The following is a 20,948-nucleotide window of genomic DNA, read 5'->3' on the forward strand; positions in this document are numbered from 1 at the left end:
CGGTCCCGTGGCGGGGCCGCTGCCGCGCTCATCCCATCAAGCCGGGGTTCAGCAGGCCGCGCGGGTCGAACCGCTGCCGCAGCCCCGTGGTGATCGCCGCCAATGGGGCGGGCTCGGGCTGGAACACCGGCACCGCCGCGCGGTCCGCCTGCGTGGCGCGCACCAGCGTCGCGTGGCCGCCCAGCGCCGCCACCTCGCGCCGCACCGTGTCCGCCGACACCGACGGCATCAGCAGCCACACAAGCCCGCCGCCCCAGTCGAACAGCGCCTCGTGCGGCACACCCGCAGACGTCAGCGCAGCCGAAAGGACCGGCCCGTCCGTCGGCTTGACCGAGACACGCCACACCGCGCCCTCGCGCCCCGCGAAGACGTTCACGTCCCGCACATCGCGCCACAGGGCGGCGCTTTGGTCGCCGCTGACCGTCTCGAACCCCGGCAAAAGCTCGGCCAGCCGACCGGCACGATACCGGACCGAGCCGTCCAGCCCCTCGACCCGCACCAGTGTCTGACCGCCACCGACATGCGCCGCGCCGCTGACGTCGAAAGGCGAACCCAGCGCCCGGCTCAGCGCCGCCACGCCCTGCTCTGCGGTCAGCCCCTCGGCCACCAAGGTCGTTTCGGTTTCGGGGCGGGCGAGCACCTTGAACGACAGCTCTGTCAGCACGCCCAGGGTGCCCCAACTTCCCGCCATCAGCTTCACAAGGTCGTAGCCCGTGACGTTCTTCATCACGCGACCGCCGTTCTTCACGACGGTGCCGGTGCCGTCGACGAACCGGACACCAAGCAGGAAATCGCGGCAGGCGCCGCCCTGAACCCGGCGCGGGCCGGACACGTTGGCGGCGACCACGCCCCCGATCGTCGGCGTGCCCGTGGTGCCCAGCAACGGACGATGGTCCATCGGTTCGAACGGCAGGCGCTGGTTCTCGGCGGCGAGCGCGCGTTCAAGGTCGTCCAGCGGCGTTCCCGCCCGCACGACGACGGTCAGCGCACCCGGCTCGTATAGATCGATTCCGTGCAGTCCCGTCACCGACAGCGCCGTTCCCACCACGGGCCGGCCGATGTCTCGGGTGCCGCCGCCAACCACGCGCAGGGGGCCGGTGGCGGTTTTCACCGCCTCTGCCAGATCCGCTTCGGTCGCGGGCTGCAACATGCCTGTCCCCTCCTCCGGGATATGCGTGATGGTTCGATGTGCCACAGCCCCGGGGGCTGGGCAATGTCCTAGCCGAAGACCCGCGCCGTCAGGCCGCCCGCCGTGCCGCGCTGACCTTCAGCGGGAACACCTTCGCGGGGTTCAGAAGCCAGCCGGGATCGAACACGTCCTTCACCCGCATCTGCGCTTCCAGATCGTCGGGGGCATATTGCACCCCCATCAGGTCGCGCTTTTCGATGCCCACGCCGTGTTCCCCGGTCAGACAGCCGCCGACCTCGACGCACAGGCGCAGGATATCGGCGCCCAGCGCCTCGCACTTTTCCAGCTGCCCCGGCTGGTTGGCGTTGAACAGGATCAGCGGGTGCATGTTGCCGTCGCCCGCATGGAACACGTTGGCGACCTCCAGCCCGTAGCCTGCCGACATTTCCCCGATGCGGTGCAAAACCTGCGACAGCTTGTCGACGGGGATGGTCCCGTCGAGGCACATGTAATCGTTGATCTGCCCCATCGCGCCAAAGGCCGACTTTCGGCCCAGCCAGATGCGGGCGCTTTCCTCGGCGGACTGGCTTTCGCGGATCGCGACCGGGTCATAGGCGCGGGCGATTTGCAGGATGACGCCCAACTGGTCGTCGATCTCGGCGTCAGAGCCTTCGACCTCGACGATCAGCAGCGCCTCGCAGTCGGGATAGCCGGCGTGGGCGAAATCCTCGGTCGCGCGGATGCAAGGGCGGTCCATGAATTCGATCGCGACCGGCAGGATGCCCGCCTTGATGATGTCGCTGACGACCTGTCCCGCCACTTCCGAACTGTCATAGCCCAGCAGCACCGGACGCGCGCCCTCGGGCTTGCGCAGGATGCGCAGCGTCGCCTCGGTCACCACGGCAAGCTGCCCTTCGGACCCGCAGATCACGCCCAGCAGGTCCAAGCCGCCCGCGTCCAGATGCCCGCCGCCGATCTCGACCACGGTGCCGTCCATCAGCACCGCCGTCACGCCCAGCAGGTTGTTCGTCGTCACCCCGTATTTCAGGCAATGCGCCCCGCCCGAGTTCATCGCGATGTTGCCCGCGATGGCGCAGGCCAGCTGCGACGACGGATCGGGCGCGTAGAAGAAATCATCCTCGGCCACGGCACCGGACACGCTAAGGTTCGTACGTCCGGTCTGGACCCGGATGAACCGGTTGTCGAGGTCGGTCTCCAGCACCTCGCTCAGGCGTGCCACGCCAAGGATCACGCTGTCCGCCGTCGGCAGCGCGCCCCCGGCCAGCGACGTCCCCGACCCGCGCGGCACGACCGGCACGTCCTCCTCGTGGCAGACCTTCAGCACCGCCGAGACCTCGGCCGTCGACGATGGCAGCACGGCCGCAAGGGGCGGGCACCGATAGGCGGTCAGCGCGTCGCATTCATAGGCGCGCACCTCGTGCTCTTCGAAGATCACCGCGTCTTCCGGCAGCACCGCCAGCAGGCGGTCCACCACGCGGGATTTCTTCGCAAGAATGTCGGCGCGCGGCTGTGGCATCTCCATGACGAAACCCTCCCCTGGGACGGTATCCGGGATACTCCCCATGCGGCAACTATGGCAAGGGACACGGCCACAGGATAAGTTCGCGGGATGACACTCATCGACCGCCTCCAATTCTTCAATCTGCTCGACGCCACCGCCGTCCTTTTGATCCTGCTGACGTGGTACGGATGTGCTTGGGCGATCGAGAAACCGCCCGCCAGCCGTCCGTCGACCGCGATCCTGATGGAACGCTACCGCGAGATCTGGCTGCAAAACTACATCACCCGCGCACCCCGCGTGTTCGATTCAATGGTCATGGGCAACCTGCGGCAAGGCGCCAGCTTTTTCGCCTCGACCTGCCTGATCGCCATCGGGGGTGGCATGGCGCTGATCGGCAACCGCGAACAGCTTCTGGGCATCGCGGAAGACCTGTCGCTGGAAGATGCGCCCGACATCATCTGGGACGCGAAGATCCTGCTGATCCTGCTGTTCCTTGCGAACGCGCTGTTCAAGTTCATCTGGTCGTATCGGCTGTTCGGCTATTGCCTGATCGTCATGGGCGCCGCCCCGAACGACGAAGGCAAAGCCGCCTACCACCGCGCCGATCAGGCCGCGCATATCGCCAACTCGGCGGCCCGCAGCTTCAACCGCGGCCTGCGCGCGGTCTATTTCGCCCTTGCCGCCGCCGCGTGGCTGCTGGGCCCCGAGGCGCTGATCGGCGCGACGGTTCTGACGGTGGCGATGCTTCTGCGCCGCGAATTCGCCTCGCAATCCCGCCTTGTCCTGATGCAGAAGTCCCCAGAATGAGACGGCTTTTTCTACCGCTTTTGCTGGTGACTGGAACCCCGGTCCTGGCCGATACCCCCCTCGTCGAAAACGCGACGCTAAGGGATGCGGGCGGGACTTGGACCGTCTCGGTGACGCTGTCGCATCCGGACACCGGGTGGGACCATTACGCTGACGGGTGGGAGGTTCTTACCCCCGACGGCACGCGGCTTGGGTTTCGCGAGCTTCTGCATCCGCATGTCGATGAACAACCGTTCACCCGGTCGCTGTCCGGTGTCGAGATCCCGGACGGGATCGACCACGTCCTGATCCGGCCGCGGTGTTCGGTCGATGGCTGGGCGAACGATCCCTACCGGTTGGACCTGGACCGCTGAAATAAGCGGCCCAGGTCCGAGGGGTGGGTCTTACGGCCATGGGGATGACCGTTTCGAAGCAGACGCCATGGGGATGGCGCCCTTGGTAAAGGCCTCTTTTGCGGGGGCCTTTCTCTAGGATGCCAGGGGCATCTTTCCATACGCCCGGTGCCGCTGGACCAGCCGCTCTTGCCGAAGCCCTTCGGGCACGGGCCGTGCCGTGCTGGGGGCCGACGCAGCCAGTTCGAACATCTCTGGAAAGACGTCCATCAGCTCTGCCACCTGCTCGGGCGACATGTCGCCAGTGATACATGCGGTGGCGGGCACACTCTCGACAGGAGCATGCTGGGCGAAAATCAGTTCGTGGCGGTCGAACACAAGGTGGACATACTGCACTTCTGCCACGTCGTGGGCGATCTCGATGCCGGGAAGCTCCAGCAGGCGCCACGCGGGGATCAGCATCTCTTCGGTGCCGAACATGCTGCGGGCGATGCCAGAGGACAGCATGACGCGGTGCCCGGGTGACACGATCAAGGACCGCACCGGGGCGCCGTCGCCAAGTGCGCCAGCGTTAATGCGAATGGGCCGAGTTTTCGGGTCCGACACGGCGCACCGGCGCAGGCCGACCCAGCGCAGCGGCTGGACGCCGCGATCCATCGTGACGACCGGGTCACCGGCTTTCAGCGTCTCGACCGCACGGTCGCCCGTGGGCGTCAGAACGCGCGTTCCGACTGCAAGGCAGGCAGGCATTCCGAACGTCGGGTCGACGGGCTGGGGCTCTGCCGCGACCTCTAGCTGCAGGTCGGCGATGTCCGCCGCGATCATGTCGGCCTCGGCCTGTGGCATGTCCTCGATCCGGCACTGCACGGCCTGTCCCACCGGCGGGGCCGACCGCAGGACACCGATGCAGTTGGACGGGTCATAGGCGAACTGCAGGTCGCAGCGCCCGACGAACACCACCTGATGCGCGGACGGCAGGCCGAAGGCCTCGAACACCATCGGCGGCAGACCGGGTCCGGTCGCAGGGTCGTAGCTGAAGTTCGCATCCTCGTCGCCCGCGAAAGAGACCATCGCATGCCGCAAAAGCGGGCGGTCCACATCGACCAAGCCGCCGTCCAGCGCGATGTTCGCGCCGCCCGACAAGGCATAGGTGACGCCCGACAACACCCCGCCATCCAGCAGGCCATGATCCATCGAAAGGCAGGCACCTTGCGTCGCTGCAAAGGTGGGGTGGGCGCCGGGTTTCGCCCCCGAAATGGCGCGGATCTCGACATGGACCGCGTCGACGGTAAGCGTGTGCGACCCAAGAGAGTTTATGACGACGACATCGCCGTCAGACGCACATCCACGATCGATTTTCCGGTCCGAGGATCCCAGATCGACGTTTATCGTAACCATTTACCGCGCTCCCCCATCTAAGGACTTCGGGTTCTGCATAACCAACTAAGCCGCTGTCGCCGGCTGTTCGCCTTAATGGGATTAAAACGTGCCTGACCCCGGATCGGCCATGAATTTCGGGAAATGCACGGGAAAATCGCAGGGTATCCGCCCAAACACGCAATAGGCGAATACCAAAACGCTATGCTTTGGATTTTTGTCGACAATCAATCAACAAACCGACGTGATTTATTTTTCATTAAGATATACGGAAGACGAATCAATTAGTTTCAAACTCAATGATTATCTAGGTGATAGATCGCCGATTGCGGATATTTATGCCGCGCAGATTAACGAATTAATCTTCTGTCAATATATTTAATGACCCTGCGACATCAGAATGTCACCGCAAGCACCGCACTGACGCCTTCAGATCACGGCGGTCCATACGGAAAAGCCGCAAGTATACGCATCATGCGGGCCACCTAGGCGGCCCGCGTCTATCGAAATACAAAGGTAACCTGTCACCGGCGAAAGCCGTGGTCAGTTGCGCCCTTCGCGCATCCATGCGCCGACCATCAGCAGGCCCGCCAGCATCAGGAAAAGCCACCCCGACACCAGCGGGGTCAGGCGCACGTCCGCCGTCAGATAGGCCTCTCGCGGGGTGATCCCCAGCCAGCCGCGCCCCGCCGCGGGGCGCCCGGCGCGCACAGACCGCAAGTCCGGCACGCCATCCTCGATCCGCACGATCCCGCCACGGGTCTGATCGACTTCGGGCTCCAGCAGGTCGCCACTGGCGATCGTCGCCTCGAACTCGCGCGGGGCCGCCGGGCCAAGCGCGATGACCGCGTCCTCGTCCCCTTCGCGCAGACGGTACAACCCGATCTCGGGGCCCTCCACGGTGGCCTCCCACCGGCCCGGGCGCACCTCTTCCAGCGGCACCATCATCACGGTGCCGTCCGGCGCGGTCAGCTCGACCTCGCCGACGCCGTCCTCCAGCGTGCGGCGCACGATGGTCATGGTCTGGCCCTCGGCGGTGGCGCTTAGCGCCTCTTCCTCAAGCTCGGGCTCTTTCATCATCCAGTGCGCCAGCCGCCGCAGCAGCTCTAGCTGCGGGCCACCGCCCTCGAACCCGCGGTTCCACAGCCACGCGTGATCCGACCCAAGCAAGGCGATGCGCCCCTCGCCCACCCGGTCCAGCACCAGCAGCGGACGCCCGTCCATCGCGCTCATCACCGTGTTGCCGGACGTTTCCTCAAGCTCGACCAGCCGGAACCAGCGGCCCCAGCGCGGTCCGTCCTCGTCTTCGTCGCCCGTGGCATCAACCATCTCGACCGGCGAAAACGCCTCTAGCCCGGCGGTCACCGGATGCCGCTCGCCCAGATCGGTGATCTCGGGCCGATAACCTTCCTCCAGGACAAGGCTGGTCGGAGCGGCCGGCAAGATCTCGGCCAGCGGCGACCGGTACAGCGAATTCGCAGTGGCAAAGTCCGGCCCCGCCGCCACAAGCACCGCGCCGCCGTCCTCGACGTATTGCCGGACGTTATCCAGATACAGCGACGGCAGGATGCCGCGCCGCTTGTAGCGGTCGAAAATGATCAGGTCGAACTCGTCGATCTTGTCGATGAACAGCTCGCGCGTGGGGAAGGCGATCAGCGACAGTTCGTTGACCGGCACACCGTCTTGCTTCTCGGGCGGGCGCAGAATGGTGAAGTGAACCAGATCCACCGAGGAATCCGACTTCAGCAGGTTGCGCCACGTCCGTTCACCGGGATGCGGCTCGCCAGACACCAGCAGCACCCGCAGCCGGTCCCGCACGCCGTTGATCTGCACCACGGCGGCGTTGTTGCGGTCGGTCAGTTCGCCCTCGGCCTCGGGCACGGTGAACTGGATCACGTTCATCCCGCCGTGCGGCAGGGTGATCGGCAGCTCAAGATCCTCGCCCACCGGCACGTCGAACCGCTGCGGCTCTCCTCCGTCGATGGCGATCTCCAGCGGGGCAAGGCCGCCTTCGGTGTCCGGCACGGCGCCTTGGTCCTCGACCCGCAGCGTCAGCGTCACCGGCTCGCCGAGGATGGCGAAACTCGGGGCGTTCGTCACCATCAGCCGGCGATCCCAGTCGTCCTCCTCGCCGGTCAGCAGCACATGAAGCGGCGCCGGAAGATCGGGCGCGCGGTCCACGTCGTGCAACTGGCCGTCCGTCAGCAGGATCGCCCCCGCCAGCCGCGCGCGCGGCTCTTCGGCCATCGCCTCGGCCAGCGCGGTCATCAACAACGTACCCTCGTCGCCCTCGCCGTCGCCCAGCGGTACGATCCGCAACTCGGTGTTCTCCAGCCCGGCCACCTCGGCTTCGACCCGCGCGATCGCTTCGGCGGTCTGGTCGGGGCGGCTGGCAATGCGCTGGCTGGCGCTTTCGTCGACCACAAGGATCACGATGTCCGACAGCGGCGCGCGCTGCTCTTGCTGCAAGGACGGGTTCAACAACGCCACCACAAGCACGGCGGCGGCCAGGCCGCGCAGCCACCAGCCCGACAGCCCGCGCCACACGGCGGCGGCGACGAACAGGATCGCCACGGCCAGCGCCGCCCACACAAGCGGCCAGTCCAGAAGAGGGTCGAAGATGATCGAGCCGGTCAAAGAGATGCCCTTCTTTGGTCTTCAAGTATCCCGGGGGTCCGGGGGCAGCGCCCCCGGCCGCGCCCCGGCCTCATTGCCCCAGGCGGTCCAGCAGGGCCGGAACGTGTACCTGGTCGCTTTTGTAGTTCCCGGTCAGAACGTGCATGATCAGGTTCACCCCGAACCGAAGCGCCAGCTCGCGCTGCCGTTCGCCGGAAAATCCATTTCCGATGGGGAACATCCGCCCGCCGTTCTCGTCCACCGCCCACGCGGCGGCCCAGTCGTTGCCGCCGATGACGATGGGGGTCACGTTGTCGTTCAGGTTGCGGAACGGCATTCCCTCGACAAGCTCTGCATCCGGGGCGGCGGCCTCGACCCAGACGTCGCGGCCCATATAGCGGCCCGGGAAGTCCTGCAGCAGGTAGAAGGTCCGCGTCAGGACGTGATCCTGCGGGATGGGTTCCAGCGGCGGCACGTCCAGCGGCGCGGCCAGCCGCTGCAACTTGCGCCCGTTTGTGCTGGAGGCTCCGAAGCCCGCGATATCCGCGTCGCGCGTGTCGAACAGGATCATCCCGCCGTGCCGCAGATAGCGGTTCAGCTTGGCATAGGCCTCGTCGGACGGGATCGGCTGATCCTCGGTCACGGGCCAGTACAGGAACGGGAAGAACGCCAGTTCGTCCGTCTCAAGGTTCACGCCGATGGGGTCCGCCGGTTCGATGGACGTGCGGGCCCACAGGGCATCGCCGATCCCGCGCAGACCGGCCTCGGACACCTCGTCCACCTGCGCGTTGCCGGTGATGACGTGGCCCAGCACGACCTCCGAGGTCGCCGCCAGCGCCAGTTCGTCATCGGGCATTCCCTGCGCCTCGGCCCCCTGCGGCGGCAGCGTCAGCATCAGCGCCGCCAGCGCAGCCGCCACCCCGCGCGACGCGCGGCTCAGCCGCCCGCCGATCCACAGCGAGGCAAGGATGTCGACGCACAACAGCGCCAGCGCAAGCGCCAGAAGCCAGCCCTTCAGCAGCACCTCGTCCAGCAGGTCCAGCCCGGTCACGGCGATGCGCGACGGCCATGCGGTCGGTGCGATCTCGGCATCGGCGGACACGACGTTGACCGCGATCCGCCGGTCGTCGCCGGTGTACAGGCCGGGCGGCATGTCGGCCGCCGGGATGCCCGCCGCGATCCGTTCGCCCGGAACGCCGGGCAGCGTGCCCGCGTCCTGCACCGTGCCGAACCCGTCTAGCACCGCATCGGGCGCCCAAACCGTTCCGGCCAGATCCTCTTCCGAGGGCTGCGCAGGCCGGGTCGAGACCGCAAGCCGTTCCAGCATCTGCACGAACAGACCCGACAGCGGAAGTGTCGACCACTCGGCATTCGCGGTGACGTGGAACAGGACGACCTGCCCCTGCCCCACCCGCTTGCGGGTGACCAGCGGCGTGCCGTCGGCCAACGAGGCGATCACCCGCGACGACAGTTCGGGGTCTGGCTGCGCCATCACCTGGCTGGACACGTTGACGTCTTCCGGGATGGCAAGGCCATAGAATGGCGACGTGTCGGCGAACGGGCGCAGCGTCTTCGGCTCGCCCCAACTCATGGCGCCGCCGATGCTGCGGCCGCCCGCGCGCAGGCGCACCGGCATCAGCGGATCCTCGGTGCCGCGGCTGACGTCGGACCCGGCAAGGCGCGGTCCGGCAAAACGCAGCAACAGCCCGCCGTTTTCGACCCAGTCCAGCAGCGGCTCTTGTTCGCCTTCGCTTACGGTCGCCACGTCGGCAAGGATCAGCACGTCGGGATTGGCCAGCAGGATGTCCAGCATGTCGCCTTCGATCAGGTCGGCGGTCGGTTCCAGCGCGCGCTGCAAATAGTGCAGCGGCGACAGCAGCTCTAGGCCCTCGCGGTCGTCCCGCCCGGCGATCAGCGCGACCTCGCGGCGGCGCAGGGCGTCGTCGGTCAGCGTGACGGTCCCGGCGGACCGAACGCCCGCGATTTCGAACCGCGTCACCCGGTTGCGCAGTTCGGGCGGCAGGTCCAGTTCCAGCGTCGCTTCTGTCGCGTCCGGCTCGAAGGTAAGATCCTCGCGCGCCAGTTCGCGCTCGATCCCCGACGGGTCCAACCCGCGCGCGGATACGGTCACGACCGCCATCTCGCCCGCCACGGTCCGCGCGGCGGTCACGGCGACGGCGCCCTCGACGAACCCGGCGGGCCGCAGCGCGTACAGCGGGCGCGGGCTTTCGAACACCGTCACCTCGCCCCGCGCCTCAAGTGTTTCCAGCAGCGGTGCGCGGTCGTCCCGTGCCAGCCCGTCTGACATCCAGAACGTGTCGAAATCCTCACCGGGCAGCGCGTCGATCCAATCCGCGACGGCCTCTGCATCCGGCAGCCACGGCTGCGGCGTCAGGCTGGGCAGTTCGACGGCCCATGCGTCGGCGGCCCGGAACGGCAGATCGCCCGCCGCCGGAAGATCGGTCAGCGACACCAGCGCGACCGGCCGGCCCAGCCGTCCCGCCTCGTCCAGCGCCGCCTCGACCCGGTCCATGCGCGCGGCCCAGTCGCGGGCGTCGGCCCATGTGCCGTCGACCATCACCAGAAGCGGGCCGTCGCCCATGCCTTCCTCGCGCGGGTTCAGCACCGGGCCGGCAAAGCCAAGGATCACAAGCGCAACGGCCAAGGTCCGCAGCAGCAGCAGCCACCACGGCGTCTTGTCGGTCTGGCTTTCGTCATCGGTCAGCCCCAGCAACAGCGCGACACCCGGGAACATCCGCCGGATCGGCGCAGGAGGCACCGCGCGCAGAAGGATCCAAAGCACCGGAAGCGCGGCAAGCGCGATCAGAAGCCAAGGGGCCGTGAAACCGATGGAGCCAATCGTGAACATCTACAGTTTGTGCTCCAGAGCACCATAAATCCAAAGAAGCGCCGACTGGGCGCTGTCGCCGGTGTGATGGCAGGCGTACTGCCAGCCCGTCACCTGCGCGAGCTCATCCAGCCGCGCCTTTCGCTCGGCCAGCCGCTCTAGATAGCGGTCTTTCAGGTCGCCCGCCTTCAGCGTTTCGTGCCGCACCGTCTGGCCCATGCTTTCGAAGATCGTCCGCCCGTCGAAGGGGAAGGCCTCTTCCATCGGGTCCAGCACTTGATACAGCACGCCGCGCACACCCCGGTCGGCGGCCTTGGCAAGCTGCGTCTCAAGCGGCGCAAGGTCGCCCATGAAATCCGACACGAACAGCGCGCGGGAATGCGGCAGCAGGTTGCGAACCTCGGGCGCGCCGTAATCCGGGCGGTCTTCTTCCAGTTCGAACGACTGCGCGATCCGCAGCAGTTGCAGCTCGGACGACCGCGGAGGTGTGCCCAGCGACGCCAAAGCCACCCGTTCGCCGCCCCGGATCAGCAGGATCGCGATGGCCAGCGCAAGCACGCGGGCGCGCTCGATCTTGGTGACGCGGTTCTTCTCGCCGGTGAAATCCATCGACCGGGCCTCGTCCAGCCAGATGAACACCGACTGTGCCGCCTGCCATTCCTTTTCCTGCACGAAATGCATGTCGGACCGGCCCGACCGGCGCCAGTCGATCGACCGCGCCGCGTCGCCCGCGCGGGCGGGGCGGTATTGCCAGAACTCGTCCCCCATGCCGCCGCGCCGACGCCCGTGGAATCCCATCAGAACCGCCTGAGCAAGATGCTCGGCCTCTGCAAGCAGCGGCGGAAGCGGGCCTGCTAGGGTTTCCGACCGCTGGCGATACCCGGCGGCTGAGGTCACGCCGCCGCCTCGACCCGCGTCACCTGTTCGGCCACGGTATCGATCACATCGCCAAGGCTTTCGCCCCGGGCGCGCGCCGCGAAGGTCAGCGCCATGCGGTGGCTCAGAACGGGCCGCGCCATCGCCAGCACGTCCTCGGCGGACGGGGCAAGACGCCCCTGCAGCAGCGCGCGGGCGCGCACCGTCAGCATCAGCGCCTGCGCGGCACGCGGGCCGGGGCCCCAACCGACCGAACGGTTGACGATCTCGGGGGCTTCCGGCTGGCCCGGACGGCACGACCGGACAAGATCAAGGATCAGCTCGACCACGCCCTCGCCCACCGGCATCCGGCGCACCAGCGTTTGCGCGGCCATCAGCTCTTCCATCGTGAACACGGCATGTGCCTTGTCGTCGGTGGTGCCGGTCGTCGCGACAAGGATCTCGCGCTCGAAATCGCGGGTCGGATATTCGACATCAATCTGCACAAGGAAACGGTCAAGCTGCGCTTCGGGCAGCGGATAGGTGCCTTCCTGCTCGATCGGGTTCTGCGTGGCCAGCACGTGGAACGGCTTCGGCAGCGCGTGCGGCTGGCCGCCGATGGTCACGACCTTCTCCTGCATCGCCTGCAGCAGCGCGGATTGCGTCCGCGGCGACGCGCGGTTGATCTCGTCCGCCATCAGAAGCTGGCAGAAAACCGGCCCCTTGATGAACTTGAACGCCCGCGATCCGTCTTCCGCGGTCTCCAGCACTTCGGACCCAAGGATGTCCGCAGGCATCAGGTCGGGGGTGAACTGCACCCGCGCCTCGGACAGGCCCATCACCGTGCCCAGCGTCTCGATCAGGCGGGTCTTGCCCAGCCCGGGCAGCCCGATCAGCAGACCGTGGCCGCCGCAGACCAGCGTCGACAGCACAAGGTCGACCACCTTCTTCTGCCCGATAAACCGCTTCGCGATCGACGCCTCGGCCTCCTGCATCTTGGCGCCCAGCGCCTCGATCTCGGCAACGAGGTTCTCGGTATCGGCCATGACAAAGCTCCCGCACATGCTATTCTCGATACTCAGTATCGGCAGGTATCGCCTGAAAACACAAATGACAAAACGCGAGAGCGCACAAATGATCGTGAGACCTTCGGCAGACGGAATAGCCGAGGCGGCGAAGGCCGCGAGCAAGAAAGGCCCCCCGCCCGTACACCTCTGGAATCCCCCGTTTTGCGGCGATCTCGACATGCGGATCGCCCGCGACGGGACGTGGTTCTACCTTGGAACGCCGATCGGCCGGAAAGGTCTGGTCAAGCTGTTCTCATCAATTATCCGCAAGGATGGCGACGACTATTTCCTGGTCACCCCGGTCGAAAAAGTAGGCATCACGGTAGAGGACGCGCCCTTCGTCGCCGTCGACTTCGAGGCAAAGGGCGACGGCGCCGACCAGACGCTCACCTTCCTTACGCATGTCGACGACGTCGTGACTGCAGGCCCCGATCACCCGATCCGCGTGACGCGCGACCCCGAGACCGGAGAACCCTCGCCCTACATCCTTGTCCGCGCCAACCTCGAGGCGTTGATCGACCGCAAAAGCTTTTACCGGCTCGTCGATCTTGGCACCACGGAACCGGTCGACGGCACCGACTGGTTCGGCCTGTGGTCCGGCGGACAGTTCTTCCCGATGATCCCCGCGGCGGAGCTTCCGTCATGAAGCCCTGCGCGAACCTGACGTTCCTGTTCAAGGAACTGCCGTTCCTCGAACGGTTTCAGGCCGCCGCCGACGCGGGCTTCGACGCGGTCGAGATCCTGTTTCCCTACGATATGCCGGCGCCCGAGATCCTCGACCGGCTACAACTGGCGGGCCTGCCTCTGGCGCTGATCAACGCACCGCCGCCCAACTACACCGGCGGCCCGCGCGGCTTTGCCGCCGCGCCGGACCTGACGGACCGATTCCGGTCGGATTTTCTCCGGGTGATGCGCTATGCAAAGCGGCTGAAGCCGCAGCACATCCACATCATGACCGGCGATGGCGAAGGCGACGCGGCGCGTGACACCTTCATCGCGAACCTGAAATGGGCCGCGGCAGAAGCCCCGGACCAAAGCCTGACCATCGAGCCGCTGAATCCAACCGCGATGCCGGGATATTTCCTGAACGACTACGCGCAGGCGGCCGACATCCTCGACGCCGTCGCCGCTCCGAATGTCGGCCTGCAATACGACAGTTTCCACGCGCAGATGATCCACGGCGACGCGGTGGCGGTCTGGCACGACCACGCCCCCCGCGTCCGCCACGTTCAGGTCGGCGACGCCCCCGACCGCAACACGCCCGGAAACGGCACCGTCGACTTCCCGGCGCTGTTCGCCGCGATCCGCGACAGCCGCTACGACGGCTGGATCAGCGGCGAATACAACCCGGACAAGGACACCGAAAGCAGCCTTGGCTGGATGTCCGCGCTTGCGTGATCCGATGCCCTGACAGATGCTGACAGAACGCTGTCAGGGGGGCTGTGCGACAAGGTTCTCATCGCACAACCCGAACGGAGTATCGCCATGAGCACCCAACCCACCGTCGTCTGGACCGAGATCCCGGTGTCCGACCTGTCCGCCTCGATCGCCTTCTACAACGCCGTCTTCGACTGGAACATGGAACCGATGGAAATGGCGGGCGAAACCGTCGCCGCCTTCGGTCAGGATGGCATCGGGGGCAACCTTGTCGAAGGCGCGCCCGGCGCTGGCAGCGGCACGGTCATTCACCTCCTGGCTCCCGGCGGCCTCGCCGCCACCCGCGCACGGGCCGAGAAAGCCGGCGCCAAGATCGAGGGCGACGAGATGATGGTTCGCCCCGGCCGCTACGTGATCGTGCACGACCCCGACGGAAACCGCCTAGGTCTGTTCGAACCCCACAAGGCCGCCTGATCCCGTGCGCCGCGCCGACCGCCTGTTCCGCATCGTGCAAGCCCTTCGGGGCGGGCGCCTGCGGACGGCCCGGCAACTGGCCGAAACGCTGGAGGTCAGCGAGCGCACGATCTACCGCGACATCGTCGACCTTCAGGCCTCGGGCGTGCCCGTCGAGGGCGCGTCCGGCTACGGCTATGTCATGGCCGACGGCTACGAGATGCCGCCGCTGATGTTCTCACGCGACGAAGTCGTGGCCCTTGTCGCCGGCGCTCGTCTTGTGCGGGCCTTCGGCGGTCTCGCGATGGCGCAGGCCGCCGAAGAGGCGCTGGTGAAAATCGCCGCCGTGCTGCCCGACGCGGAACGGCAAAGGGCGGACGCGGTGAAGATCCATGCCCTGACGACCGAGCCGCTGCCGGATGAGACCCGCTCCCTGATCGACCGGCTCGAATCCGCGACCGACGCGCGCGAACGGATGGATCTCGCCTATCGCGATGCCGACGGCACCGAAACCCGGCGCACGGTGCGGCCACTGGGGCTGGGGTTCTGGGGCAAGGTCTGGACCCTGCTGGCATGGTGCGAACTGCGCGAGGATTTCCGCATGTTCCGCGTCGACCGCATCGCCAGCGCAGAACCGCGTGGCACCTTCCGCCCGGACCCCGCCATCACCCTCGCCGCCTATTTCGACCGCGAGCGCCACCGCCGTTCCTCGGCCTGACCAAGGGCCGGAGAAGGCGAGATCCCTGCTTCTTCTGTCCAGAAATATCCCGGGGGAGTCGCACATCGTGCGACGGGGGCAGCGCCCCCGCGACACTTGCGGTCACGCGCTGAACGCGGTTCCCCAGCGTTCGATCAGCTTTTGCTGCAACAGCCGCGACTTGCCCTTCCAAGACCGCGCCCCGGCAGGGATCTCGTCCCCGCTGTCGGCTGCGGCCTCGCGCGCATCCATGTCGGCGCTGAAATACGCGAACACCATGTCGCGGCCGCCCGCGACGGACACATAGCCTGCAAGCGCGCTCACGAAGTTCAGCGTTCCGGTCTTGGCGCGGATCGTGACCGGGTGGTCCGGCATCACGTTTCCGGCCTCGTCCCGCATCGGCATGTTCTTCAGCAGCCCCGGCAGCGCCCCGATCCGGCGCGCCGCCAGCAGGGCGTCGACCATGTCGCGCGCGCTGACCCGCGACGCGTCGGACAGGCCCGAATGGTCCACCAGCGCCGCGTGTCCCGCGCCCAGCGCGTCATGCGCCCAGCGGCTCATTTCGTCGGCCGAATCCGCCAGCGTCGCAGGCTGCACACCCCGCGCGGCGGTGGCGGACAGACCGGCGACCTCGGCGGTCAGGTTGGTCGACCACAGCAGCATCTCGCGCAGGATCTCATCCAGAGGCTTGCTGTCGCGCACCACAAGATCCTCGCCATCCGGCGGCGCGCCGGTGAACTCTGCACGCGGCAGCGCGATGCCGTGCGACCGGGCCAGCGTCTCGAACACCTCGGCCACGTAGGCCTCGGGCTTGCGCACCGGCAGCCAGCGGCTGCCGCCCTGCCCCAGCGCAGGCCGCGCCACGGTCCATTCGTCGGACCCTCCGGCGTCGGAATAGGTATAGACCGGCATGCTGCGGTCCACGACGCGCATCCGCGCGACCGACACCGCCGGGCTGAACCGCTGCGCGCGGGCGTCCATCGACACCGTGTAATCGCCCTGCTCGCGCTTCCACTGGAAATGGACCCGGTTGTAATTGAGGTTCAGACCCGAAACCGACGGGTTGTACCCGACGTGGTCCGGCTGCCGGGGATCGATCGACGCGAAGGTCGGAAGCACGCCTGAACTGACGCGGAATTTCCCGGTCAGCGCGCTGACGCCCGCCGCTTTCAGGTCGCGCGCCATGTCGCCCAGCGCGTCGGTATCCAGCCCGGGATCGCCGCCGCCCACCAGCACGATGTCACCCTGCACGATCCCGTCCACCACGGGCCCGGTCGCCCGGATGCGGGTGGTGAACCGATGATCCGGGCCCAGCGCGTCCAGCGCGTAGCAGGCTGTGATCGCCTTGGTCACGCTGGCCGGCGGCAGGGCCAGCAGCGGGCTGCGCTGTTCCAGCACCTCGCCGGTCTCGGCGTCGGCCACCACGAAGCCCACCTTGCCGGTCAGCCCGATTTCGTCGATCAGCGCCTCGACCGGCTTCACGAAAGTCCGCGCAAGCTCGGGGTCGCGCGGCTCGGGCCGGATCGAACGGGTCGGAGCGTTCGCAAACGCGGCCCCGGCTGCCGTTCCCATGAGCGCGCCCAGCACCGCACGCCGTGTCAGGCGCATTGGCGAAGATCCGTCACGCATACGTCATCATACCTTTTATCCACCCGCCCCTAGCGCACCCAATCGCCGCGCGCCCGGATCTCGGTAGACGAGAAATTTACCATTGGTACATTAACAAAGCACCATGCAGGTGGCGACACCCAAGGCAACTGCCTGCTTTGCGCGGCGCGCAGACGACGGTTCACGTAGCGCGTGGCTGCAACAGAACAACGCGCGGCGGTCCGGTCGCCGGGGCGCGCCAGCACTCCGATGGGGACTGTCTCGAATATCTCCTGCCACTGTTCCCACTTGTGAAACGATGCCAGGTTGTCCGCGCCCATCAGCCAGACGAACCGCACGCCTGGGTACAGCCGGATCAGCGCCGCCAGCGTCTGCGCGGTAAACCGGGTGCCGATCCGCGCCTCGATGTCGGTGATCTCGACCCTTGGGTGCTGCATCACGACCCGGGCCCGGTCCATCCGCCGGTCCAGCGGGGCGGGGCCTTCGGACTTCAGCGGATTGCCCGGCGACACCAGCCACCAGACCCGGTCCAGCCCGAACTGCCGCAGCGCCTGCCGGGTGATGTGAACGTGACCCGCGTGCGGCGGATCGAACGACCCGCCCAACAGACCGACCGTCTGCCCGGCACGGGCCAAGGGAAGGTCCGACCGCATGGGCGGCCAGCGCGGCTCGGGCACGTCGTCCTGCAAGATTTCTTCCATCACTCCACCGTTGCCCGCATATCGCGCAACAACAGCGCCCTGTGCAACAGGGCATCGCTGCTGCGGCCCAGCGCCTGCAACAGCGCGACCAGCGCCTTGCGGTCGTCCAGCGTGCCCGGTTCGATGCGCAACGCGGCTTCGTAGGCCTCGGCCGCCGCCGCCCGGTCGCCGCGCGCCTCCGCCAGCCGGGCGACCAGCCGCCACGCCTGCGGCATCGCGTCGTTCAGCGACAGCGCCCGCCGGGCCGCGGCCAGCGCGGCCTCGGCATCGCCCGACGCCGCAAGGATAAGACCAAGGTTCAGGTGCTGTTCCGCCATGTCGCCCGATATCCGCAGGCTGCGCTCGGTCAGCGCCCGCGCCGCGTCAAGGTCGCCCATCTGCAGCTTTGCCAGCCCCATCAGCTTGACCGGCACCGGGTGATCCGGCGCCAGCAGCGACGCCTGCTCGGCCGCCGCATAGGCGGTCTCGTATTGCCCCAGCCGAAGCGCGCTTTCGGCGAAGGCCAGCCACGGCTCGAACTCGGACGGGTCCTCGGCGGACAGCACCCGTCCAAGCGCGGCCGCCGCATAATCGGCGGTGTGGCCCGAGTAATTGAGGATGCTGAACGTCTGCGCGATCACCGCCTCGCCGGGCGCCAGATCCGCCGGGGGATGGTACAGGAAAACCTCGGTCACCTCGGCGGGCCGCTTGTCCAGCGGCGCCAGAAGGTCGGTGTCCGGCGGAATCTGGATGCGGTGGTCGGTCACCCACAGTTCCGGCACGTCCTGCGGCCGCCGCGCGGGCATGTGGCAGGACGTACACTCCGCCTCTGACGCAAGATCCGGATGAACCTCGGTCGCCTCGTGGCAGCCAGTGCAGACCGCGCGATAGGTTGCCTGCCGTTCCTCAATCGGGGCCTTGCCATGCGGATCGTGACAGCTGGTGCAGCCGAAGGCGCCACCGCTTTCAAGGAAACAGGGGCTCTGCTCCATACGATAGGGATGGTGGTTGATCTCGAACCGCGCATCCGGCGCCCGCAGAGCATCGACGATATCCACCTGCACCATGTGCGCGTCCAGCGACTCGCCCGGGCGGAAGTCGTACACGCCACGCCCCGGCCGCACCGTGGCCGGCAAAGAGACGCTGGGCTGCAGGTGACAGGAATAGCAAACGTCCCGCGCCCGGTTGGCGGGCAAGGTCGCAGGGTTCACGATCGCCGTCCGCACGGCATCAAGATTGCCGCCATAGATGCCCTCGTCGAACGCCGCCTCGACATGGGCCGCGCCGGGCCCGTGACACCGCTGGCACCCGATGCCTTGCGGCAGATCCGCTGGAAACAGCTCGGGCCGGCCAAAGTCCCCGGCGCCTTCGGGCACCTCGGGATAGGCATTGTGGCAGGTCATGCAGCGATGCCGGACAGGGCGCGACACCCCAAGGTGATCGGCGAACTCGAACCCCGGCGCCATGCCCCACTTGCGCTCTTGCGAATACCACGCCAGCGGAAGCTGGAACATCGCGCCGCTGTCGACCCGATACAGGTAGACGCGTGACCGGTTGCCCGACCCGACAACCCAGTCGATGCGCCGCTGAAACAGGTCAAGCCGTTCGCCATCCGGCCCCTCGCGCCACCGGTTGAACCAGTAATCGTCCCCGCGCAACTCGACCTTGAAATGGCGGTCGCTTGGGGCGTGGTGGAACGGCGGCGCATCGAAATCCTCGATCGCCGTGTCGGCGGACGGGCGATAGAACGACCGCCCCATCCCGATTGTCGGAAAGCGGTCCGCGATGTCCTTGTGACAGGTGCCGCAGGTGGCGTCCGGCACATACCCCGGCACGTCGCCGCCGGTCACGGGAATGCCGTAGACTTCGTCGGCGCGGCCCGCCCCCGCGCACAGCACCAGCATCAGCACCGGCGCCGTGACGCCCGCCCGTCTTACCATGGCGGCAAGTCCCACGCCGCGTCTCCGTCCTGTCCCGTCTGCCCGCAACCTTATGCGCAGCCCGCCAGCGCAACAACCGCAGGCGGTGCGCGGGCAAATCCTGTTGACGTCACGGATTAAGTTGACCTAAGTCAACCAAATGAAACCGACCCCGATCCAGCGCATCCGCCGCTTCAACCGCGCCGTCACCGTAGAGGTCGGCGCGCTCGATGCCTCTTACCTTGGACGCGGGCGCCCGCTGGGCGCGGCCCGCGTTCTGTGCGCCGTCACCAAGGACGGCATCGACGTGACCGCGATCCGCGACCTGCTGCAACTCGACAAGGGGCTGCTGTCGCGCCTTCTGAAAGGGCTTGAGGACGAGGGCCTCGTGACGCTGGCCCCCGACCCCGAAGACGGCCGCCGCCGCATCGCGCGTCTGACCCCTGATGGCGCGGCAGAGGTCGCGCGCTATGACGCGCTGTCGGATGGCCGCGCCGAACGGCTGTTGCAGGCACATCCACGGTCCGACGCCCTGCTGGCCGCGATGGATCTTGTGGCCAGCGCGCTGGGCCAGCACAGGATCGAAATCCTGCCCGCCGATCCCCGCAGCGACGATGCGGTCTACTGCCTTGGCGAATACTACGCCGAACTCGGCCGCCGCTTCGCGCAGGGCTTCGACGTGAACCTCAGCCGCGATCCCGACGCGGCCGACATGGTCCCGCCGCGCGGCGCGTTCTTTGTTGCGATGTCCGACGGGCTTCCCATCGGCTGCGTCGCGCTGAAGGGCTGGGGTGAAGAGGTGGCAGAGATCAAGCGCCTGTGGATCGCACCATCGGCGCGCGGCCTGAAACTGTCGCACCGCCTGATGGCGGCGGCAGAGGACGCCGCCCGCGCCCTCGGCATCCGCGTCCTGCGGCTGGACACGAACTCGGCCCTGCCCGAGGCGGTCGCGCTGTACCGCAATACCGGCTGGACCGAGATCCCACGATACAACGACGACCCCTACCCGGATGTGTTCTTCGAGAAGGCAATCGCGACCAAAGAAGCGCCCGGCCCTTCTTCTGACTGAAAATATCCCGGGGGAGGCCGAAGGCCGGGGGCAGCGCCCCCGACCCGGTCTCGTCACTCACCACCTCTTCGGATCGCCCCCTGCCCCAGACCGAATCCGGCCTGAAACCGGCCCATCACCGGAACCGGGGGCGCCGCCTTACATGATGCCGATCCGCCCATGAACGGGCGGCCCCACGGCCTCGCGCCCGGTCATAGGCGGAGGCAGGCCGACGTCGCGCCGCAGGTAGGCGGGCACGTCGTCGGACAGCACGCGCGGCGGATCTTGCGGCATCGCGCGCACAAGGCGGGCAAACAGCCGCACCAGTCCGGCGCGGCGGATCAGGGGAAGATAGACGATGTTGGTCTGCACAACGGGCATGACGCTACTCCTTTGGTAGGGAGGTCCGCCCGTAAAACCCGGATTCCGAAAACGAAAAAGGCCGCGTAAACGGGCGGCCTCCGGGTTAAGATGACTTAGATCCGCAAGCCGCTCTAGGGGGTGCCCCCGGCGATGTCTGCAAGCTTGCGTGCGGTCATAAGTCGTACTCCTGTTTCCGGTTCATCCGGTCAGTGAGAGCCGCATAGCCCGGCCCGCACCTATCCGGCAACAT

At 67.4% G+C, this 20,948-nt stretch carries 18 protein-coding genes; 7 read left to right on the plus strand and 11 right to left on the minus strand.

Annotation, left to right across the window (positions count from 1 at the left end):
* Window positions 1–28 precede the first annotated feature (28 nt).
* Both glcE and P1K30_RS17260 read right to left on the minus strand, forming a co-directional pair.
* The gene (glcE, locus tag P1K30_RS17255; protein WP_275634143.1) at window positions 29–1,147 is read right to left on the minus strand and encodes a glycolate oxidase subunit GlcE; all 1,119 of its coding nucleotides are present in this window, start codon (window positions 1,145–1,147) and stop codon (window positions 29–31) included.
* A gap of 91 nt (window positions 1,148–1,238) precedes the next feature.
* Window positions 1,239–2,672, minus strand: a complete 1,434-nt coding sequence (locus P1K30_RS17260; RefSeq protein WP_275634010.1) for an FAD-linked oxidase C-terminal domain-containing protein — start codon at window positions 2,670–2,672, stop codon at window positions 1,239–1,241.
* A gap of 87 nt (window positions 2,673–2,759) precedes the next feature.
* Between P1K30_RS17260 and P1K30_RS17265 the strand changes: the two genes are divergently transcribed.
* Both P1K30_RS17265 and P1K30_RS17270 read left to right on the plus strand, forming a co-directional pair.
* A complete protein-coding gene (locus P1K30_RS17265; protein ID WP_275634011.1) occupies window positions 2,760–3,458 on the plus strand; it encodes a DUF599 domain-containing protein in 699 nt (232 codons plus the stop codon).
* Entirely contained in the window at window positions 3,455–3,811 is a 357-nt protein-coding gene (locus tag P1K30_RS17270) for a hypothetical protein (RefSeq protein WP_275634012.1), read from the plus strand. Before P1K30_RS17265 ends, P1K30_RS17270 begins: the two co-directional genes overlap by 4 nt.
* Before the next feature lie 114 nt (window positions 3,812–3,925).
* On the opposite strand, the gene P1K30_RS17275 is transcribed toward P1K30_RS17270, so the two are convergent.
* From P1K30_RS17275 to P1K30_RS17295, 5 genes are all read right to left on the minus strand, one after another.
* Entirely contained in the window at window positions 3,926–5,188 is a 1,263-nt protein-coding gene (locus P1K30_RS17275) for a Hint domain-containing protein (protein WP_275634013.1), read from the minus strand.
* A 522-nt stretch (window positions 5,189–5,710) separates the two neighbouring features.
* Window positions 5,711–7,804 (minus strand): hypothetical protein, encoded by a 2,094-nt coding sequence (locus P1K30_RS17280; RefSeq protein WP_275634014.1) that lies wholly within the window; start codon window positions 7,802–7,804, stop codon window positions 5,711–5,713.
* A 70-nt stretch (window positions 7,805–7,874) separates the two neighbouring features.
* The gene (locus P1K30_RS17285) at window positions 7,875–10,652 is read right to left on the minus strand and encodes a DUF4159 domain-containing protein (RefSeq protein ID WP_275634015.1); all 2,778 of its coding nucleotides are present in this window, start codon (window positions 10,650–10,652) and stop codon (window positions 7,875–7,877) included.
* On the minus strand, window positions 10,653–11,528 hold the full coding sequence (locus P1K30_RS17290) for a DUF58 domain-containing protein (RefSeq protein ID WP_275634016.1): 876 nt from the start codon (window positions 11,526–11,528) through the stop codon (window positions 10,653–10,655).
* Window positions 11,525–12,532 carry an AAA family ATPase gene (locus tag P1K30_RS17295; RefSeq protein WP_275634017.1) on the minus strand — a complete coding sequence of 336 codons (1,008 nt, stop codon included), beginning with the start codon at window positions 12,530–12,532 and terminating at the stop codon, window positions 11,525–11,527. The genes P1K30_RS17290 and P1K30_RS17295 overlap by 4 nt, the downstream gene beginning before the upstream one ends.
* A gap of 64 nt (window positions 12,533–12,596) precedes the next feature.
* On the opposite strand from P1K30_RS17295, the gene P1K30_RS17300 reads away from it, so the two are divergent.
* The 4 genes from P1K30_RS17300 to P1K30_RS17315 all read left to right on the plus strand — a co-directional run bounded on the left by P1K30_RS17300 (window position 12,597) and on the right by P1K30_RS17315 (window position 15,101).
* Entirely contained in the window at window positions 12,597–13,199 is a 603-nt protein-coding gene (locus tag P1K30_RS17300) for a DUF1285 domain-containing protein (RefSeq protein WP_275634018.1), read from the plus strand.
* Complete coding sequence (locus P1K30_RS17305) at window positions 13,196–13,951, plus strand: hydroxypyruvate isomerase family protein (protein ID WP_275634019.1); 756 nt, start codon at window positions 13,196–13,198, stop codon at window positions 13,949–13,951. Before P1K30_RS17300 ends, P1K30_RS17305 begins: the two co-directional genes overlap by 4 nt.
* A gap of 87 nt (window positions 13,952–14,038) precedes the next feature.
* A complete protein-coding gene (locus P1K30_RS17310; RefSeq protein ID WP_275634020.1) occupies window positions 14,039–14,404 on the plus strand; it encodes a VOC family protein in 366 nt (121 codons plus the stop codon).
* A 4-nt stretch (window positions 14,405–14,408) separates the two neighbouring features.
* Window positions 14,409–15,101, plus strand: coding sequence for a helix-turn-helix transcriptional regulator (locus tag P1K30_RS17315; protein WP_275634021.1), 693 nt, complete (start codon window positions 14,409–14,411; stop codon window positions 15,099–15,101).
* A 102-nt stretch (window positions 15,102–15,203) separates the two neighbouring features.
* Here the strand turns inward: P1K30_RS17315 and dacB are convergent, their stop codons facing one another.
* From dacB to P1K30_RS17330, 3 genes are read right to left on the minus strand one after another with little or no spacing between them, the layout of a single operon-like run.
* The gene (gene dacB, locus P1K30_RS17320; protein ID WP_275634022.1) at window positions 15,204–16,688 is read right to left on the minus strand and encodes a D-alanyl-D-alanine carboxypeptidase/D-alanyl-D-alanine endopeptidase; all 1,485 of its coding nucleotides are present in this window, start codon (window positions 16,686–16,688) and stop codon (window positions 15,204–15,206) included.
* 50 nt (window positions 16,689–16,738) lie between these two features.
* A complete protein-coding gene (locus P1K30_RS17325; protein WP_275634144.1) occupies window positions 16,739–17,341 on the minus strand; it encodes a nicotinate-nucleotide adenylyltransferase in 603 nt (200 codons plus the stop codon).
* A gap of 47 nt (window positions 17,342–17,388) precedes the next feature.
* Window positions 17,389–19,308 (minus strand): cytochrome c3 family protein, encoded by a 1,920-nt coding sequence (locus P1K30_RS17330; protein ID WP_275634023.1) that lies wholly within the window; start codon window positions 19,306–19,308, stop codon window positions 17,389–17,391.
* 139 nt (window positions 19,309–19,447) lie between these two features.
* On the opposite strand from P1K30_RS17330, the gene P1K30_RS17335 reads away from it, so the two are divergent.
* Window positions 19,448–20,356 carry a bifunctional helix-turn-helix transcriptional regulator/GNAT family N-acetyltransferase gene (locus P1K30_RS17335; RefSeq protein ID WP_275634024.1) on the plus strand — a complete coding sequence of 303 codons (909 nt, stop codon included), beginning with the start codon at window positions 19,448–19,450 and terminating at the stop codon, window positions 20,354–20,356.
* Window positions 20,357–20,494: 138 nt separating this feature from the next.
* Here the strand turns inward: P1K30_RS17335 and P1K30_RS17340 are convergent, their stop codons facing one another.
* Window positions 20,495–20,716 (minus strand): hypothetical protein, encoded by a 222-nt coding sequence (locus P1K30_RS17340; RefSeq protein ID WP_275634025.1) that lies wholly within the window; start codon window positions 20,714–20,716, stop codon window positions 20,495–20,497.
* Between the last annotated feature and the right edge of the window lie 232 nt (window positions 20,717–20,948).

The sequence above is a fragment of the Psychromarinibacter halotolerans genome, assembly GCF_029168315.1.
Classification (GTDB): Bacteria; Pseudomonadota; Alphaproteobacteria; order Rhodobacterales; family Rhodobacteraceae; genus Psychromarinibacter; species Psychromarinibacter halotolerans.

Coding starts and splice junctions, on each gene's coding strand:
- P1K30_RS17260 (WP_275634010.1), bottom strand. CDS start 2,672: ATGGAGATGCCACAGCCGCGCGCCGACATTCTTGCGAAGAAATCCCGC.
- P1K30_RS17300 (WP_275634018.1), top strand. CDS start 12,597: ATGACAAAACGCGAGAGCGCACAAATGATCGTGAGACCTTCGGCAGAC.
- P1K30_RS17295 (WP_275634017.1), bottom strand. CDS start 12,532: ATGGCCGATACCGAGAACCTCGTTGCCGAGATCGAGGCGCTGGGCGCC.
- P1K30_RS17275 (WP_275634013.1), bottom strand. CDS start 5,188: ATGGTTACGATAAACGTCGATCTGGGATCCTCGGACCGGAAAATCGAT.
- P1K30_RS17330 (WP_275634023.1), bottom strand. CDS start 19,308: ATGGTAAGACGGGCGGGCGTCACGGCGCCGGTGCTGATGCTGGTGCTG.
- P1K30_RS17270 (WP_275634012.1), top strand. CDS start 3,455: ATGAGACGGCTTTTTCTACCGCTTTTGCTGGTGACTGGAACCCCGGTC.
- P1K30_RS17285 (WP_275634015.1), bottom strand. CDS start 10,652: ATGTTCACGATTGGCTCCATCGGTTTCACGGCCCCTTGGCTTCTGATC.
- P1K30_RS17335 (WP_275634024.1), top strand. CDS start 19,448: ATGAAACCGACCCCGATCCAGCGCATCCGCCGCTTCAACCGCGCCGTC.
- P1K30_RS17340 (WP_275634025.1), bottom strand. CDS start 20,716: ATGCCCGTTGTGCAGACCAACATCGTCTATCTTCCCCTGATCCGCCGC.
- P1K30_RS17325 (WP_275634144.1), bottom strand. CDS start 17,341: ATGCGGTCGGACCTTCCCTTGGCCCGTGCCGGGCAGACGGTCGGTCTG.
- P1K30_RS17305 (WP_275634019.1), top strand. CDS start 13,196: ATGAAGCCCTGCGCGAACCTGACGTTCCTGTTCAAGGAACTGCCGTTC.
- dacB (WP_275634022.1), bottom strand. CDS start 16,688: ATGCGCCTGACACGGCGTGCGGTGCTGGGCGCGCTCATGGGAACGGCA.
- P1K30_RS17310 (WP_275634020.1), top strand. CDS start 14,039: ATGAGCACCCAACCCACCGTCGTCTGGACCGAGATCCCGGTGTCCGAC.
- P1K30_RS17265 (WP_275634011.1), top strand. CDS start 2,760: ATGACACTCATCGACCGCCTCCAATTCTTCAATCTGCTCGACGCCACC.